Below are 16629 nucleotides of genomic sequence, written 5' to 3'. Positions count from 1 at the left end.
CTTGGCCCGGTAGCTCAGTCGGTAGAGCAGAGGATTGAAAATCCTTGTGTCGGTGGTTCGATTCCGCCCCAGGCCACCATATAAACACCCTAGCTGCAAGTCTGTTATTTTTCTTTTGTGGCAACTCAAATCTTTGCGGACAAATATTTAGCAGAACTCATGCACAACGTCTTGGTTATATTCTTGCTTGTCTGAGAACTAACAATGGGACTTTGCTATAGATTCATAACACTGTGGCACAATCCGTTCGGCAATTGAACGAGAGAGAATAGTTTGTCTTGCCATCTGATACGTTGGCCCTTCTATTTGACCCTGCTCATCCTGCTTGCTGACTGCTAAATGGCATTGCGGTAGCGTCCCTAAATCACCTTGAGCCTCTTATCCCCATCCCCTAAATTAGCAGGTTTCCAACAGGAAATCCAGTTTGAAGTCTTGCGTCGATTGCATCAAACGCCCGAAATAAGCCAGCGTATCTTGGCTAAAGAGTTGGGAATCAGTCTGGGTAGTATCAATTTTTGTTTCCAAGCCTTGGTGGGCAAGGGTTGGGTCAAGATGCACAACTTCAACCAGAGCAAGAACAAGCTCCGCTATGCCTATTTGCTCACGCCTGTCGGAGTGAACCAGAAGTCGAAGCTAACGACGGAGTTTTTGAGACGGAAAGTGAACGAGTATGAAGCGCTCCAAGTTGAGATTGAGACTTTGAAATCTGAACTTTCAGTTGATTTAAGCAAAGCAGAAGGTAGTCGGGGCAGGTGAACATTCTTCTCACTGGTGGGACTGGCTACATCGGTAGCCACACGGCGGTGGTGCTCTCGCAGTTGGGTCACCAAGTTGTTCTCTATGACAACCTGTCAAACAGCAGTAATGCAGTGCTCAAAAAACTTGAACAGATTACCGGGCAACAAATACGCTTTGTTAGCGGCGATGTGCGCAACACCGAGTTGCTGAAAAATACGCTCGATACTCACGCAATTGATGCAGTCATTCATTTTGCCGGTCATAAAGCGGTTGGCGAGTCGGTTAAAAAACCTGTCGACTACTACGCCAACAATGTTCAGGGCACCATCAGTCTACTGCAGGCTATGCAGTTGGCGCAGATCAAGACGCTGGTGTTCAGCAGCAGCGCCACGGTTTACGGTGAACCCCAGTCCCTCCCGATGGGCGAAAACCACCCTACCAGCACCACCAATCCTTATGGTCGAAGCAAACTTCACATTGAAGAGATGCTGAGCGATGTTGCGGCTTCTGCTACTGACTGGCGCATCGCTTGCCTGCGTTATTTCAACCCTGTTGGCGCTCACGAAAGTGGCTATATTGGTGAGAAACCCAACGGTGTACCCAACAACCTCATGCCCTACATCGCTCAGGTGGCTTCGGGACATCGAGCGGAATTAAACGTCTTCGGTGGCGATTACCCTACAAAAGATGGCACAGGCGTTAGGGACTACATCCACGTCATGGACTTGGCCGATGGCCATGCTGCCGCATTGAAATTTCTTTCTCAAACCCCGGGATGGCATGCTATCAACCTAGGTACAGGCAAGGGCTACAGTGTGCTCGAAATGGTTCAAGCGTTTGAAGATGCATCGGGTCGCCAAGTGCCTTACAAGATTGTTGCCCGCCGTGCCGGTGATGTTGCTGCATGTTATGCCGACCCAAAGATGGCTATTGAACGATTGAACTGGCGTGCTACGCGTACTTTGGACGATATGTGTTCCAGCACATGGCACTTTCAACAATCTGAGGGATCGGGTTTGTTGTCATGAACCATAAGATTCAGGAAAACCTCTGATTCTGTTTGGTGGCCGTAGCATCCGTTTAGTAAGCTTTTGCTTGTAGGATTTTCTAGGTTGTTTCTGTGTCGCGTAACTTACACCCCAAAATCTACGTAGCTGGCCACCGTGGCATGGTCGGCTCGGCGATTGTTCGCCAGTTATTGGCTCATGATCATCCGGCCGAGCGCATACTTACCCGCACGCACGCGGAACTCAACCTCACTGAACAGGCTGCAGTCCGCACTTTCTTCGAAACTGAAAAGCCTGAACAGGTCTACATGGCCGCTGCCAAGGTCGGTGGTATACAAGCCAACAAAACTTACCCTGCCCAATTCATATACGAAAATTTGATAGTTCAGGCGAATGTCATTGAGGCTGCATTTCAAAATGGCGTGCAAAAGCTGTTGTTTTTGGGGTCAAGTTGCATCTACCCCCGCATGGCGCAGCAGCCCATGCGTGAAGACGCCCTGCTCACTGGCACCCTTGAGCCTACGAATGAGCCCTACGCGATTGCCAAAATTGCAGGCATCAAGCTTTGCGAAAGCTACAACCGCCAGTACGGCCAAAGCCACGGCATTGACTATCGCAGCGCCATGCCCACAAATCTTTACGGCCCAGGAGACAACTACCATCCTGAAAACAGCCATGTCATACCAGCTCTCATTCGCAGGTTTCACGAGGCAAAGGAGAGAAGTGCACCTTCAGTGGTCATTTGGGGCAGTGGCGCCCCTAAGCGCGAGTTTTTGTATGTAGATGACATGGCGGCTGCCAGCGTATTTATGATGAATCTAGACAAGGATATTTTTGATGCAAATACCCAGCCCATGCAAAGTCACGTCAACGTAGGCTATGGCGAGGATGTCACCATTGCAGAGCTAGCGCATACCGTTTGCAAAATAGTTGGCTATCAGGGCAACATCACATTCGACACCTCTAAGCCAGACGGCGCACCCCGCAAGTGGATGGACAGCAGCAGGTTAAATACCTTGGGATGGCAAGCCCAAGTGAGTTTGGAAAAAGGCTTGGCGATAGCATATGAAGATTTCAAGAAATACAACTGAATAAGATGGCCTCTAAAACCGCACTCATCACTGGCATCACTGGGCAAGATGGCTCTTATTTGGCGGAGTTCTTACTTGAAAAAGGGTATGTCGTACACGGGATTAAACGAAGGTCCTCGAGTTTCAATACACAACGCATAGACCACATATACCAAGACCCACATGTAGACAATGCCCGCTTCAAATTGCATTACGGCGACTTGACTGATACCAGCAATTTGCTGCGCATCATTCAAGAGACGCAACCTGATGAAATTTATAACTTGGGAGCGCAAAGCCACGTGGCTGTTAGTTTTGAAAGCCCAGAGTACACAGCAGATGTAGACGGCATGGGTACTCTGCGAATATTGGAAGCGATACGCATTTTGGGCTTGGAGAAAAAGACACGTTTTTATCAAGCCAGCACGTCAGAGCTTTACGGCTTAGTTCAAGAAACACCGCAAAAAGAAACCACGCCTTTTTACCCGCGTAGCCCTTATGCCGTGGCAAAGCTTTATGCCTATTGGATCGTAGTGAACTACCGAGAAGCTTACGGCATGTATGCCTGTAACGGCATACTGTTTAACCATGAGAGCCCGCGCCGTGGTGAAACTTTTGTCACCCGAAAAATCACGCGAGGATTGGCCAATATCAGCCAAGGACTTGAGGATTGTTTGTACATGGGCAACTTGGATGCTTTGCGCGACTGGGGTCATGCCAAAGACTATGTGCGAATGCAGTGGATGATGCTGCAACAAGATCAACCAGAAGATTTTGTCATTGCAACCGGTGTGCAGTACAGCGTTCGGCAATTTATCCAATGGAGTGCAATCGAGCTTGGCATCACGCTAGAGTTTCAAGGCCAAGGTGTTGACGAAGTGGCAGTGGTTTCTCACATCCAAGGGGAAAACATTTCGGCGCTTAAAGTGGGGCAGACTGTTGTCAAGATTGACCCGCGCTATTTCCGACCCACTGAAGTGGAAACATTGTTGGGTGACCCAAGCAAAGCCAAACAAAAATTGGGTTGGGTGCCGGAAATCACTGTTCAGGAAATGTGCAGGGAAATGGTTCTTGAAGACTTGGCACAGGCAAAACAACATGCACTGTTAAAAGCAAATGGATATAGTGTGAATGTGAGTCAAGAATAGTGGTTCATCTATGGTCATTGCAGCTGGCATCAGATTAGTATTTAGTTAATGCAGCACCCCGCAGATCACTCTTATTGGCATTTGATTTTGCAGTTGTTAAAGCATGTCAGTTTTCGTAGACGTTTTCAGATCGTAGTGCTATTCGCTTTAATGCTGGTGGTATCTGTTGCTGAATTGTTCAGCATTGGTGCCGTCCTGCCTTTTTTGGGTGTATTGACAGCACCTGAAAGTTTATTCAAACATCCAATGGCACAGCCATTGATTCATGCGCTGAACATCACAGAACCAAAACAGCTGTTGACATTTTTAACATTCATGTTTGGAGTTGCCGCCGTCGTATCTGGTGGCTTAAGGCTGTTATTGAGTTGGACTCAAATTCGTCTTAGTTATGCTCTGGGTGCTGACTTTAGTGCAGAAATTTATAAACGCACACTTTACCAACCCTATGCCGTTCATTTGAATAGAAACACCAGCGAAGTCATTGCTGGAGTGACCAGCAAGGCGGATGGTATCGTTCATCAAACAGTTATGCCTTCACTCACCGCCGTAAGCTCTGTGGTCATGATGGCAACAGTTTTGGTTGCATTGATGACCGTAGAGCCCGTGGTCACTGCTGCGGCCATACTAAGCTTTGGATCTATTTATACAGTGGTCATTGCAGTCACAAAGAAACGTATTTCTATCGATGGCAGTTTAATTAACCGGCAGCAGTCCCGCGTTATCAAGGCGTTGCAAGAAGCCCTTGGCGGCATCAGAGATGTGCTGATTGATGGCACGCAAAACCTGTATTGCCAAATTTACCGTGATGCAGATTGGCGACTTAGAAAAGCACAATCAAATATTGCATTTGTGGCAGTAAGCCCTAGGTATATCGTTGAAGCACTGGGGATGGCTTTGATTGCAGCCATGGCCTATATGCTGGCCATTCAACCAGGCGGGTTAGGAACGGCTATTCCAGTGATTGGAATGCTTGCGCTTGCAGCCCAGAGAATGCTGCCGCTGTTGCAACAAGCCTTTGCCAGTTGGTCCAACATCAGAGGCGGAAAGTCAGCTTTAAATGATGTGGTTGATTTTCTAAATCAGCCCTTGCCAGCAGATGCAGACAGCCCAGAACCAATGTCGTTGCCTTTTCATCACAGCATCTCGTTTGATAGCGTAGGTTTTCAATACGGAAAAAACTTACCTTGGGTGTTGCATGGTTTAAATTTGACTATTCCAAAAAGCAGTCGAATTGGATTTATTGGTACCACTGGTAGCGGTAAAAGTACATTGCTTGATATTGTCATGGGGTTGTTGACTGCCAATCATGGCAGCTTAAAAATTGATGACATAGAAATAAATACATTGAATTGTCGATCATGGCAAAAACACATTGCACACGTGCCTCAATCTATCTTTTTGGCAGATGCAAGCATTGCAGAAAACATAGCATTTGGTATACCTGCTGACCAGATTGATTTGAACAGGGTAATGCAAGCCGCTGAGAAAGCGCAAATGGCTGAGACTATTGAATCTTGGCAAGACAAATATAAAACTCTAGTGGGTGAGCGTGGGGTCCGATTGTCTGGTGGACAACGCCAGCGAATTGGTATTGCAAGGGCTTTGTATAAAAATGCTGACGTCATTGTTTTTGATGAGGCTACAAGCGCTTTGGATGGCGAGACTGAACAAGCAGTGATGGAGTCCATAAAAAACTTGGGTGATGATTTGACAGTGTTAATCGTTGCGCACCGAGTCACTACTTTGCGTGACTGCACGCAAGTGGTTGAACTGTCAAGCGGCCGAGTTAAGAGAATTGGCTCATATCATGAAATCATCCAAACAACCGAACAGAAATAATTCAATATGAAGGCAGTTATTCTTGCGGGTGGGTTGGGGACCAGAATCTCTGAGGAAACACACCTGAAGCCTAAGCCGATGATTGAGATTGGTGGCAAACCTATTCTTTGGCACATCATGAAGCTTTATTCATACTACGGAATAAATGACTTTATTATTTGCTGTGGTTACAAGGGCTACGTTATCAAAGAATATTTTGCGAATTATTTTTTACATACGTCAGACGTCACCTTTGACATGCGCAACAATGAAATGCAAGTGTTGCAGCAAAGTGCAGAACCTTGGCGTGTGACCTTGATTGACACGGGTGAGGACACCATGACGGGCGGGCGCTTGCTCCGTGTCGCGCCTTATGTGAAAGACGAAAAGGTGTTTTGTTTTACCTATGGTGATGGTGTGAGTGATGTCAATATTGCAGCATTGATTGAATTTCACCATTCACAAAAAGTACAAGCCACCTTGACCGCAACACTGCCTCCTGGGCGCTTCGGTGTTCTTGAAATGCGAGGCAATAAAGTACAAACATTTAAAGAAAAACCAAAAAGTGATGCAGGAATTATCAATGGTGGTTTTTTTGTGCTGTCTCCTTCCGTAATAAATTTGATTGACGGAGACCAGTGTGTTTGGGAACGAGGCCCACTAGAAAAATTGGCAGAGTCAGATGAATTGGCCGCCTTTTCTCGCAGTCAACCTGTCATGATTCAAAATCCGCATGCTGTTCGCCCCTTGGCAGTATGTGCTTGAGCTATTGCGTGGATATCTGATGCTTGCTAAAAAGCTTTATACCCATGGCTCAGAATATGCGGAGGCGTTTAATTTTGGGCCGGGTGAAGCAGATACGAAATCTGTCGAATGGATTGTTAATCTATTTTCGCAAAAATGGGGTGAACCAGTGAGTAGGAATGTAGATGAAGGACATCATCCACAAGAGGCCTTACTACTTCAACTGGATGTATCTAAGGCGGCACTTCGCTTGGACTGGCGATCTGTTATTGGTGTCAGCTGCTTACAGCTTTTAAATAAAATTCGGGGATTGATGTGGAAAATACAAAAACACAAGCTTTGCGGCAAAAAATTGACGAATTGGTTGAAGAGTATGCATCTATTGCTTTAGCGCCGCAGGTATTTTTTCCGGGTGCAACCATGGTGCCGCCATCGGGTAAATTGTTGGATGCATCTGAATTAAAGAATATGGTGCAGGCATCTTTAGATGGTTGGCTCACCACAGGTCGATTTAATGCAGAGTTTGAAAAGAAACTTGCTGATTTCATAGGCGTTAAGCATTTGATTACTGTGAATTCTGGTTCGTCAGCTAATCTCGTCGCTTTTAATACGTTGACTTCTTCAAAATTGGGAAAAAGAGCGATACAAAAAGGAGACGAGGTCATTGGCGTAGCTGCTGGGTTTCCCACAACCGTCAATCCAATACTTCAATTTGGTGCAATCCCAGTATTTGTGGATGTTGATGCTCAGTCTCACAATATTGATGCCACCAAAATTGAAGCAGCAATAGGACCCAAAACCAAAGCAATCATGCTGGCGCACAGCCTTGGAAATCCATTCAATTTAGATGTGGTGACTGGCCTCTGTAAAAAATATGGTCTTTGGCTGGTGGAAGATTGTTGCGATGCCTTGGGGTCTACTTACCGCGGTCAAATGGTCGGCACGTTTGGCGATATCGCAACGCTTAGTTTTTATCCTGCACATCACATCACCATGGGTGAGGGCGGGGCAGTATTTACCAATAGCGATGAACTGAAAACTATTGCAGAGAGCTTTCGAGATTGGGGGAGAGATTGCTATTGCCCGCCAGGCAAAGACAACACCTGTGGTAAGCGCTTTTGTTGGAAACTCGGAGACTTGCCTGAAGGCTACGATCACAAGTACACCTACAGCCATCTGGGCTACAACCTGAAAATCACAGATATGCAGGCTGCATGCGGTCTGGCCCAATTGGAAAAAGCGCCCCAATTTATTCAAGCGCGCAAGGATAACTTTGCCTTTTTGAATGAGCGCCTAAGGGCGTGCGAAGAGTTTTTACATTTACCTAAAGCGACAGAGCATTCAGATCCATCGTGGTTTGGTTTTCCGATAACCTTAAAAGATGGCTGTCCAGTGACAAGACTTGATTTATTGACATATTTGGATCAAAACAAAGTGGGTACAAGATTGTTATTTGCTGGAAACTTGGTGCGACAGCCGTATATGGCTGGAGCCAATTACCGTATCAGCGGTGAACTGGTCAATACCGATATCGTAATGAACAACACATTTTGGATTGGTGTGCAACCCTCACTTACGCACGAAATGCTTGAGTTTGCAGCGACAAAGATAGAGAACTACTTGGGCGTGAATTTCTGAGCCGCCCCTTTCTTCTAAAGTGACTACATTAACGTGACAAGCCCTAACTTTGACGCACGTCTCTTGCGCAAAACCGTTCTGGACATGGCGTATGCCGGGTCCACGGTGCACATTGGCTGTGCTTTCTCCATCGTCGAGATATTGGCGGTTCTCTATCGCAGCCATCTGCGCTTTCCGGACAATGATCCTGTACATCCGCTAAGAGACTTTCTTGTGCTCAGCAAAGGGCATGTCTTTTCCGTGGGTGGGGCATGGCACTACTGGGCACAAAGATCCGTGGCAAGGATCAAAAGACCTTTGTGCTGGTGGGTGACGGTGAAATCAACGAGGGGCCTATCTGGGAAGGCGCATTGTTTGCCACGCATCACAGGTTGAAAAATTTCATGATGATCGTGGACGAAAAAGGTTTTCAGGCCATGGGAGCAACCAGGGGTGTATTGGACTCAGGCTCTATCCAGAAGAAATTCGAGAGCATTGATTGCAAAAACTGTGAAGGGTAAAGGTGTGCCATTTATGGAGCACAACAATATCTGGCATTACACGCGCCTGAATTCGGAAACCTATGTTCAAGCTGTGACTGCAGTCATGAAGGCTGAAGAGTGAGAAATGCATTCAGTTCAGATATGGGTTGCGATTTAGTGATTGTGCTGCTAGAAATTTCAAAAGTTAACTCTGTATCCACGCGAAGTAAATTCTTTAGTGAAAACGCCGAATGAAAATATTTTTTTGTACAACTGCTCCCTCGATTAACTACAAGAGTTGGTCCAATATTCCCTATCTATTGCACAAAAATCTTGAGAAGAGAGGTTTTGTAGTTGAAAATTATGTAATGCGGGAACTGGAGCCCCTCAAAACCTTATTCAATTTACCGATACGACTATTCAATAAGTTCTTCAAGCTGGGAACTACCTATTTTTATGTGCGAACGCCAATACATTTCTTCTGTACATACGTCTACAGTTTCTGGATAGGATTGTTTTCAGACAAACGAGATGTGATGCTCGTTCAGGGATTCTCATATCCACTAAGAAATAGAAAGAATAGGCTAATTATTATTGGCGACTGGCCATCTGAATATCTATTTGAGAAATTTCTGAAGCGTCAGCCAAGCTGGCTAGAACGGAATTCTATAAATCGAGAGAATACTGTTATAGAAGCAGCAGACATAGTAATTACGCTGTTTCCCAATGTCCGCGATTATATGAATGAAAAATATAAAAATAAAAACATCTACTGTTTTGGTAATGTTGTAAACATCGACAATGATGTGCTGGTGCCAGCCGATATAAAAGAAAGGAAGCTGAATTCAAAAAATTTTCTTTTTGTTGGTCAACCCTTCTACTTAGCCGGGGCACTTGAGTTGATAGCGGCCGCGCGTAATCTCCAACAGATGGGCATTGATTGCCAGGTTGATATAGTTGGCATTGATCCAAAACTGGTAGACACTGAATACGGATGGTTGAAAGTTCATGGCTATCTGGACAAGGAGAAGCCAAGCGACAAAAAAAAATACTATGAACTTTTAGCAAATGCGCGGTTGTTTGTAAATACGACTCCCGGTTGGAGTGGCTTTCAGGCGCTGTTGGAGGCGATGTACTTCCATAACCCCATAGTAGTACGACCGAATGAAAGTCTTAACAGCTTTTTTTCAAACTTGAATAAGGTGGCGCATATCCTTGAGGAAACTGGACCTACTCTGGAATCCATACTTTTGGACAGTCTTTCAGATCTTGCGGGATATCAGCAAATGTCCAACGCTGCGCGAAAGGCGGTTGAGTCTTCGACGTGGAATAATTTCACAACCGAACTAATTGGCTTACTCAAATGAATAAAAACATAACAGCAATCGTCTTCGCTCGAAATGAAGAAAAACGAATTCCAATAATTTTTCAGAATCTAAAAGGTTTTTGTGAAATTATTGTGTTTGATGGAGGAAGTACTGACGGTACCGAAGAAATTTGCAAACAACATAATATTAAATTTGTTCGGAGGCCAAAAGGGGACTCGTGGTCAGAAAGGGTCAACTCGATACCATGGGTATACGAAAATACTCCAACTGAGTATGTTCTTCATGTTTACGGTGCGCACTATTACCCTCGGCAGTTACTAGAATTATTCTCTTCAGTAGCAAATGAAAATTCAAAATCAGCTATATTCAATGATGTCGTAATCTATCGATACGGGGAAGTTGTGCATAGACCAATATTCAGAAGAATATCTTCGGTATGTGTCTTTTGTAGAAAAAGTACAGTAGATCTATCAAAATCAAAAATTCATGATGAATTTTCAATTTTGTTTGATGAAAAAAAAATGGTGCGACTACCAGGCCGAGATGAACTTTCATTACATCTCTTTCAAGACGAAGACTGCGAAAGTTTCATTAAGAAGACCATTAATTATGTCGCAATTGAAGCACGCCAACGTTTCACAACTGGCGAGCGAATGACGGGAGCCAAATTACTATTTGGCCCCCTGAGAAGATTTTTATATGGATATTTCCGAACTGGATCATTCATTAAGGGCTCAAAGGGACTTGCATACTCAGTATTAAATTTAATCTATGATTTCAATGTTTCAATTATTCTGTGGGAGTTAACCAATCAATTAACTTATGATGATGCGGTTAGAAAAAATGCCGAAAAAAAGCTCAGCTACTTAAAATCAGGCTTAAATATATAATTTTTTATAAAAACCATGATAAAAGATACAATTCCAATAAACTTAAATGAAATATTATATTTAGATGTTGAAAAAGCAAAAGAGTTTGGAAATTTTTACTCTGAAATATACAAAAAAGCAGAAGAATACCCGCATATAGTTATTGATAATTTTTTGCCAATGTGGATGATTGAAGAAATTCATAACGAATATCCTACAGAACAAAATTTCAAGGATAAATTATTCGAAACTATTTTTACAGGAATGCATAAAAGGCAGGTATTGCCTTATTGATGTGAAGAGAAAATACAAAGAATATTTAATTTCTTTAATTCATCTCCATTTATAAGATTTTTAGAAAGTATAACAAGTATAGATGCATTATTAGGCAATCCGCATTTTGGAGGAGGAGGATTTCATGAAATTAAATCTGGCGGACACCTTGGAATCCATGCTGATTTTAAAATTCAAACTGAAATACATTTAATAAGAAGAATTAATGTTTTAATTTATTTAAACAAAAATTAGAAGGAAGAATACGGTGGTAATCTTGAATTATGGGATAAAAAAATGACTAAAATGATTAGAAGTATTGAGCCTATATTTAATAGATGTGTAAAATTCAATACTGATTCTAATTTATATCACGGACATCCGGATCCGTTAAATACACCAGAAAATATTACAAGAAAATCATTAGCATTATATTATTATACAGCATCAAAAAGAGTATATGAGGAATTCCCAACATACTCTACTATGTATGCAGCTCGTCCTTTTGATACCAAAGAAATAAAAATTAAAGCCTTAAAATTAAGACTTCATAATTATTTGAATGATTGGCTGCCACCAATCGTATATAGATTTTTCAAGTATGTTATGCGTATTATAAGAAAATTTATTAAATAAAACTATAATAAAAATATATAGTATGTTTAAATATCTAAAATATTTAACTTTGCTATAAATAAATTTTTAATACTTATTCTCAACAGTCAATATTATTTATAAAATGGATTAAAAAATGCATGGTGATTTTACAAGTTACAACGGCAGAATCTCCTACTTAAGTTGCCTGAATGGTGCCAAGAAGTATCTTGAAATCGGCGTTTGGGGCGGCAGTACATTTTTGCCTGTTCAAATTCCCATTAAGGTAGCTGTAGATCCATGTTTCGTATTCAATACCTTAGAACATAAAAAAGAAGGTACGTATTTTTTAGAAATTACATCAGACAATTTTTTTAAAAAAATGGATAGCGGAGATCTTTCATTTGTTGAAAATGATTCAACTGAAAGAAATAAATTTGACATAATATTTATCGATGGATACCACACCTTTGAGCAGTCTTTGAAAGATTTTGAAAATAGCTTGCGTTATTCTCATGAAAAAACATTATGGTTAATAGATGATACCGTTCCATCCGATGCTTACAGTGCTCTACCAGACCCAAAAATGTCTAGATACAAAAGAAAACTTGCAGGATTGGAGCGAGGTGATTGGCATGGAGATGTATACAAGACAATCTTTGCAATTCACGATAATCACCCAGATATTTCATACTGCACACTCATGGGAGGCAATCCGCAAACTGTCTTGTGGAAGGCTCCTAAAAGTGAACGCACGCCTATTTTTTCTTCAAATTCAGAAATTAATGCGACAAACTATTTTGACATGATCCAGCATGGAAAATTAATTATGCCGGTATCTGACGAGTCATTGCCGAACTATATTTTTCGATCCATTAACCCAGCCAAAGATGCTTCAAATGATTCTTGGAAGAAGGTAATAGTAGCGCCAAATTTTCGCAAACTATCTCCCGAGGTAACAATGGTGGATCGGGTAATTGTTTCGTGTAAAGAAAGCGTTTTAGCACGTGTATATCGTAAGTTAAAAACAGAAGGATTAGGTGCTGTGCTGATGGCAATAAAAAATAAGTTTCAATAAGTTTACTTAAGTGAATTGACAAATGGAGAGAGAAGTTAGTTCGATCAAAGATAGGATATTAATATCTATTGTCATTCCCACTTGGAACCGGCCAATTTCTTTGCGTGAATTGGTAGTAATAATTAATCAAAATAACTTAAATGATGATATTGAAATTGTAATTGTTGATGACTGTTCAGAATTAGTAAATTGGGAATTACTTGAGAATATAAGAGATTCATACAAAAATGTCAGGCTGTACCGAAACACCTCAAACCTTGGAATGACGAAGAATTGGAACAAGGCAGTGGAATATGCGCAAGGTGAATGGATCGGTTTTATGTGTGATGACGATATTTACAAGCCAAATGCGATAAAGCAAATTCATGAATTGATTTCTTTAGCGAAAAAGCCTTGCCTGATTTTGCAAAATGGATCTATTCGTTCGAAGCATGAATGGATTGACTCCGGTGTTGCTGCAGCTAACTTGGTGAAGCTTCCGCCTGCTTCAGGTCAGTTTTGGCATAGAGAGATAACAGATAAATTAGGAGGATATGACGAGCGAATAAAGTATTGTCCAGATGCTGAATTTTGGTTAAGGATTGCTTACCATTATCCTGTTTTGTTGGTTAGAGACTACCTAGTTTTCCCGTCTCAACACGATTCAAATTATATGTGGGAGATTTTTCGTAAATCAGATTTTATTGATCAGGTGACGCTGTCGTTAAGGTTAAGCTCTAAATGGCTTCTTGGTGATAAGGCTTCTGACCAGATTTGCATACAAAACTATATCGATGATGGAATATGGGAAACAATGAGAACAGTTTTAAACAATACGTTTCTTAAAAGAGGAAAAATGAAAAATTTTCCTAAATATTTTATTAAATTCATTAAATACTCATTTCTTTTAAACCGTAAAAAATTGATGATTAAAACCATCGTAAATTTGCCAGTATTGCGACTCAAAGATTATTTAAGACCAATGGTCATCAAACTAAAACTATTTAATAAATGATGAAAATATTAAAACAATTTGCAAAAGTCTTGCTTGGACGTGCAGTAATCGTAGATATAGTTCCACCAATTGAATTTGTTGGATGGAAAATGGCCACGGGCACTCTTCCACCCTGGAGTAAAGGCGGTAGCAATGCACTTGCAATTGCGTTCTCCAAATGCGACGCGGATCTTTCTAAAAACATATCTTCACGCAAAGTCATCCTTACCCAATTTTCCCAAACTTCAGTGAGCACAGAAGTTGCTCAATTAAGATGGCGTCACTACATCGTATATTGGTCTGCTACCGTTGCATCTCGTCTAGCCGGTGAGGATAGAAATTTTGTGGAAATGGGTGTCTGCGATGGCCTGACGGCTTGGTACGCAAGTCGCGCAAGGCAGAATTTAAACTGCGATGGAGAATTTTTCCTCTATGACTCATGGGAGGGTATGCGTTCTGATCTACTTACCGAATCAGAAGGAAAGTCAGCGGGCAGTTATTCCTACCTCAATATTGAAAACACGAAGAAAAATCTCGATTTGTGCGGTTCGGACAATTTTGTTTATATGAAGGGATACATACCAGAGTCGTTTTCACACTCACGTAATCCAGTTCAAATTGCTTGGATGCACATTGACTTAAATTCATCCATTCCAACGTTGGCATCATTAGATTTCTTCTGGGATAAATTGGTGCCTGGCGGTGTCGTTTTATTAGATGACTTTGCTTGGCCTGACTATGAAGACACACGTCTGGCAGTAGAAAGTTGGTGCGAGGACCGAAAGCTAGATATCCTGCAATTTCCTACTGGGCAGGCCTTAATTACAAAACGTACATAAATTCAGCGCAGAATTTATTAATTGATAAAGTGCTCTGAATCACAGTATGCGAGTGTTGATCTATTTATGAATATATGAAAGTAATTAAAAGAAGTAGTCACGGCTATGTCCAAGATCCAACCAAAAATTTGGGTTTTGAGGATTACGGTGGACAGGGACCAGATGATATTGCGCTCATCATCGCTGCGTTTGATCAAGCAGCAGGGTGCTGGGATCAGTTCAAGCTGCCTACTGCCGAGCTTGATGCAATCAAAAAGATGCGCGTGGTTCGTCTCGAGTTTGAAGAGCCGAATAAATTCTTTATCCCGGAAGACTTTGACGCCTACGACGAAGACTTCTACAAAGTTCTTACGCTTTGTCCGTATACAGCGGAGTATTTCAACAAAAGTCAGGACGCGGAACGGCGGGTTCCGATCTTCTTTCCGTTTAATGAAAACTTCATTCCACCTAAGAGTGAAAAGCGGTATGACATCATCTACACAGGACATCTCCATCCCAAGCCCATTATGCGTGACATGAAGACGATCAGTCGATTTAACTACCGACTGGTTTCAAACTCAGGGGATGAGCTGGTAACAGATCGCGGGGTTGGTTATCAAGAGAAGCTAGATTTAATTTCTCAATCAAAAATAACGCTTACCCACAATCTTTTATATCCCACCGTGCGCCACGTTTTGAATGTCTGGAAATACAAAGAATGGGCGGCCAACAAGGCATTCGCTGATATTCCAACGGGTTTTCTGGGGCTAGCCAAACGACTGCTAACTGGGCCGGAGATTGAAGTACCTCAGTTGAAGTCACGAATTTTTGAAGCTGCGTTTTGCCGATCTCTGATTTTGTGCAAGAAAGACAACTTCAACGTTATAGAGAAGTACTTCACGCCTAGTGAAGAGTTTGTCTACTACGAGGAGGGTAAGTTGGTTGAGACCGTCATTAAGGTACTTGCCAACTACGACGCGTATTTGTCCGTGATTGACAACGCCTACAAACGGGCAGTCAAGCAATACACCACTGCAGCCTTTTATGAGAAATTTTTAAAAGTTATCTGATATGGATAAATTCATTGTTATTACTTCAATTTTTCCGCCAACTGAAGCGATTGAAAAATTTACAAAGTTGAAAGATTGGAAAGTCATAGTAGTTGGTGATAAGAAGACTGCAGGTGATTGGAGCTATCCGGGGGTCACTTACCTTTCGCCCGAAAAGCAAAACGAGATTGCATCTGAGTTTTCTGGATTGCTGCCCTGGAATTCGTACACTCGCAAAAACATTGGATATCTGCATGCTATCTCGCAAGGCGCGAGGGTCATTTATGAATCAGATGATGACAATATTCCCTTAAACAACTGGGTCAATGAGCCAGAATTTTGTATTGATGCCGAACTACTTAGCGATGCATCGTTTGTCAACATCTATTCGTATTTCACCGATAAAAAAGTTTGGCCAAGAGGCATTCCTCTGCGCTGCGTGCTAGATGCTGAAAACCCCAAAGCCGCATTTGGGAAGAAACTGAAGGTGGGGGTTTGGCAATTCCTTGCCGATGAAGACCCTGATGTGGACGCCATCTACCGATTGACCATCAACGCGCCAATCTACTTCAACTGGCGAGAACCTTTGGTATTGGATCGAGACACCTGTTGCCCCTTTAACTCCCAAAATACCTATTTCCGCCAAGAAGTATTTCCGCTACTCTATCTACCTTCGACGGTCACTTTTCGCTTCACCGATATTTTGCGGGGACTGGTTGCCCAACCTATTTTATGGGCTGCAGGTTATCACTTGGGTTTCGCTGGTGCGACCGTTCTGCAAAAGCGTAACCCACACGATTATTTAAAAGACTTTGAGTCTGAAATTCCTTGCTATTTATCGGCCGACATAGTCGTGCAAATCGCCAAGGCCGCCGTCTCTCCCGAGAAATCGATTCCAGAAAATCTTACATTGGTCTACCAGGCACTTGCAGACAAAGATATCGTTAAACAGAGTGAACTCGAAATTTTGAGTTGCTGGCTTGATTTGCTTGCTTAACGTCGATGCAAATTTAGCGGCTCAGT

The 16629-nt window shown here is 42.5% G+C and carries 17 protein-coding genes, 1 tRNA gene and 1 pseudogene; all 19 read left to right on the top strand.

Annotation, left to right across the window (positions count from 1 at the left end; all coding sequences use genetic code 11):
- Positions 1 to 3: 3 nt before the first annotated feature.
- Positions 4 to 79 (top strand) — tRNA-Phe (locus AC9UEO_RS10495).
- A 290-nt stretch (positions 80 to 369) separates the two neighbouring features.
- Entirely contained in the window at positions 370 to 756 is a 387-nt protein-coding gene (locus AC9UEO_RS10490; RefSeq protein ID WP_509532929.1) for a MarR family EPS-associated transcriptional regulator, read from the top strand.
- Entirely contained in the window at positions 753 to 1766 is a 1014-nt protein-coding gene (gene galE / locus AC9UEO_RS10485) for a UDP-glucose 4-epimerase GalE (RefSeq protein WP_509532927.1), read from the top strand. The genes AC9UEO_RS10490 and galE overlap by 4 nt, the downstream gene beginning before the upstream one ends.
- A gap of 92 nt (positions 1767 to 1858) precedes the next feature.
- Positions 1859 to 2836 carry a GDP-L-fucose synthase gene (gene fcl, locus AC9UEO_RS10480; protein ID WP_509532925.1) on the top strand — a complete coding sequence of 326 codons (978 nt, stop codon included), beginning with the start codon at positions 1859 to 1861 and terminating at the stop codon, positions 2834 to 2836.
- A gap of 5 nt (positions 2837 to 2841) precedes the next feature.
- Positions 2842 to 3963 (top strand): GDP-mannose 4,6-dehydratase, encoded by a 1122-nt coding sequence (gmd, locus tag AC9UEO_RS10475; protein WP_509532923.1) that lies wholly within the window; start codon positions 2842 to 2844, stop codon positions 3961 to 3963.
- Positions 3964 to 4011: 48 nt separating this feature from the next.
- Positions 4012 to 5802 (top strand): ABC transporter ATP-binding protein, encoded by a 1791-nt coding sequence (locus AC9UEO_RS10470; RefSeq protein ID WP_509532921.1) that lies wholly within the window; start codon positions 4012 to 4014, stop codon positions 5800 to 5802.
- A gap of 6 nt (positions 5803 to 5808) precedes the next feature.
- Positions 5809 to 6546 carry a glucose-1-phosphate cytidylyltransferase gene (rfbF, locus tag AC9UEO_RS10465; RefSeq protein ID WP_509532919.1) on the top strand — a complete coding sequence of 246 codons (738 nt, stop codon included), beginning with the start codon at positions 5809 to 5811 and terminating at the stop codon, positions 6544 to 6546.
- Positions 6515 to 6916: a hypothetical protein gene (locus AC9UEO_RS10460; protein ID WP_509532917.1), complete on the top strand. Its 402-nt coding sequence runs from the start codon at positions 6515 to 6517 to the stop codon at positions 6914 to 6916. The genes rfbF and AC9UEO_RS10460 overlap by 32 nt, the downstream gene beginning before the upstream one ends.
- Positions 6841 to 8163, top strand: a complete 1323-nt coding sequence (gene rfbH / locus AC9UEO_RS10455; RefSeq protein WP_509532915.1) for a lipopolysaccharide biosynthesis protein RfbH — start codon at positions 6841 to 6843, stop codon at positions 8161 to 8163. The genes AC9UEO_RS10460 and rfbH overlap by 76 nt, the downstream gene beginning before the upstream one ends.
- A 251-nt stretch (positions 8164 to 8414) precedes the next feature.
- Positions 8415 to 8663, top strand: coding sequence for a thiamine pyrophosphate-binding protein (locus AC9UEO_RS10450; protein ID WP_509532913.1), 249 nt, complete (start codon positions 8415 to 8417; stop codon positions 8661 to 8663).
- Between the two features lie 212 nt (positions 8664 to 8875).
- Positions 8876 to 9991: a glycosyltransferase family protein gene (locus AC9UEO_RS10445; protein WP_509532910.1), complete on the top strand. Its 1116-nt coding sequence runs from the start codon at positions 8876 to 8878 to the stop codon at positions 9989 to 9991.
- Positions 9988 to 10842, top strand: a complete 855-nt coding sequence (locus AC9UEO_RS10440) for a glycosyltransferase (protein ID WP_509532907.1) — start codon at positions 9988 to 9990, stop codon at positions 10840 to 10842. Before AC9UEO_RS10445 ends, AC9UEO_RS10440 begins: the two co-directional genes overlap by 4 nt.
- A 15-nt stretch (positions 10843 to 10857) precedes the next feature.
- A complete protein-coding gene (locus tag AC9UEO_RS10435) occupies positions 10858 to 11115 on the top strand; it encodes a hypothetical protein (RefSeq protein ID WP_509532905.1) in 258 nt (85 codons plus the stop codon).
- A 249-nt stretch (positions 11116 to 11364) separates the two neighbouring features.
- Positions 11365 to 11730: pseudogene (locus AC9UEO_RS10430) on the top strand (hypothetical protein); the annotation flags it as partial.
- A 115-nt stretch (positions 11731 to 11845) separates the two neighbouring features.
- Entirely contained in the window at positions 11846 to 12766 is a 921-nt protein-coding gene (locus AC9UEO_RS10425; RefSeq protein WP_509532902.1) for a class I SAM-dependent methyltransferase, read from the top strand.
- Between the two features lie 22 nt (positions 12767 to 12788).
- Entirely contained in the window at positions 12789 to 13760 is a 972-nt protein-coding gene (locus AC9UEO_RS10420; protein ID WP_509532899.1) for a glycosyltransferase family 2 protein, read from the top strand.
- Positions 13760 to 14578: a class I SAM-dependent methyltransferase gene (locus AC9UEO_RS10415; protein WP_509532896.1), complete on the top strand. Its 819-nt coding sequence runs from the start codon at positions 13760 to 13762 to the stop codon at positions 14576 to 14578. The genes AC9UEO_RS10420 and AC9UEO_RS10415 overlap by 1 nt, the downstream gene beginning before the upstream one ends.
- Before the next feature lie 74 nt (positions 14579 to 14652).
- Entirely contained in the window at positions 14653 to 15627 is a 975-nt protein-coding gene (locus tag AC9UEO_RS10410; protein ID WP_509532894.1) for a glycosyltransferase family protein, read from the top strand.
- A 1-nt stretch (position 15628) separates the two neighbouring features.
- Positions 15629 to 16603, top strand: coding sequence for an STELLO glycosyltransferase family protein (locus AC9UEO_RS10405; RefSeq protein WP_509532891.1), 975 nt, complete (start codon positions 15629 to 15631; stop codon positions 16601 to 16603).
- Positions 16604 to 16629 lie beyond the last annotated feature (26 nt).

It is taken from the genome of Limnohabitans sp. (genome assembly GCF_040401495.1).
Taxonomy (GTDB): Bacteria; Pseudomonadota; Gammaproteobacteria; order Burkholderiales; family Burkholderiaceae_C; genus Limnohabitans.
Note: the sequence above shows the minus strand (reverse complement) of the source record. Positions and strands in the feature narration are given on the sequence as shown.

Bases quoted from the DNA above. Each gene is read 5' to 3' on its own strand.
- gmd (WP_509532923.1), top strand. From the start codon at position 2,842: ATGGCCTCTAAAACCGCACTCATCACTGGCATCACTGGGCAAGATGGC.
- AC9UEO_RS10425 (WP_509532902.1), top strand. From the start codon at position 11,846: ATGCATGGTGATTTTACAAGTTACAACGGCAGAATCTCCTACTTAAGT.
- AC9UEO_RS10435 (WP_509532905.1), top strand. From the start codon at position 10,858: ATGATAAAAGATACAATTCCAATAAACTTAAATGAAATATTATATTTA.
- AC9UEO_RS10405 (WP_509532891.1), top strand. From the start codon at position 15,629: ATGGATAAATTCATTGTTATTACTTCAATTTTTCCGCCAACTGAAGCG.
- AC9UEO_RS10415 (WP_509532896.1), top strand. From the start codon at position 13,760: ATGAAAATATTAAAACAATTTGCAAAAGTCTTGCTTGGACGTGCAGTA.
- AC9UEO_RS10445 (WP_509532910.1), top strand. From the start codon at position 8,876: ATGAAAATATTTTTTTGTACAACTGCTCCCTCGATTAACTACAAGAGT.
- AC9UEO_RS10410 (WP_509532894.1), top strand. From the start codon at position 14,653: ATGAAAGTAATTAAAAGAAGTAGTCACGGCTATGTCCAAGATCCAACC.
- AC9UEO_RS10440 (WP_509532907.1), top strand. From the start codon at position 9,988: ATGAATAAAAACATAACAGCAATCGTCTTCGCTCGAAATGAAGAAAAA.
- rfbF (WP_509532919.1), top strand. From the start codon at position 5,809: ATGAAGGCAGTTATTCTTGCGGGTGGGTTGGGGACCAGAATCTCTGAG.
- AC9UEO_RS10450 (WP_509532913.1), top strand. From the start codon at position 8,415: ATGGCACTACTGGGCACAAAGATCCGTGGCAAGGATCAAAAGACCTTT.
- AC9UEO_RS10460 (WP_509532917.1), top strand. From the start codon at position 6,515: ATGCTGTTCGCCCCTTGGCAGTATGTGCTTGAGCTATTGCGTGGATAT.
- AC9UEO_RS10470 (WP_509532921.1), top strand. From the start codon at position 4,012: ATGCAGCACCCCGCAGATCACTCTTATTGGCATTTGATTTTGCAGTTG.
- AC9UEO_RS10420 (WP_509532899.1), top strand. From the start codon at position 12,789: ATGGAGAGAGAAGTTAGTTCGATCAAAGATAGGATATTAATATCTATT.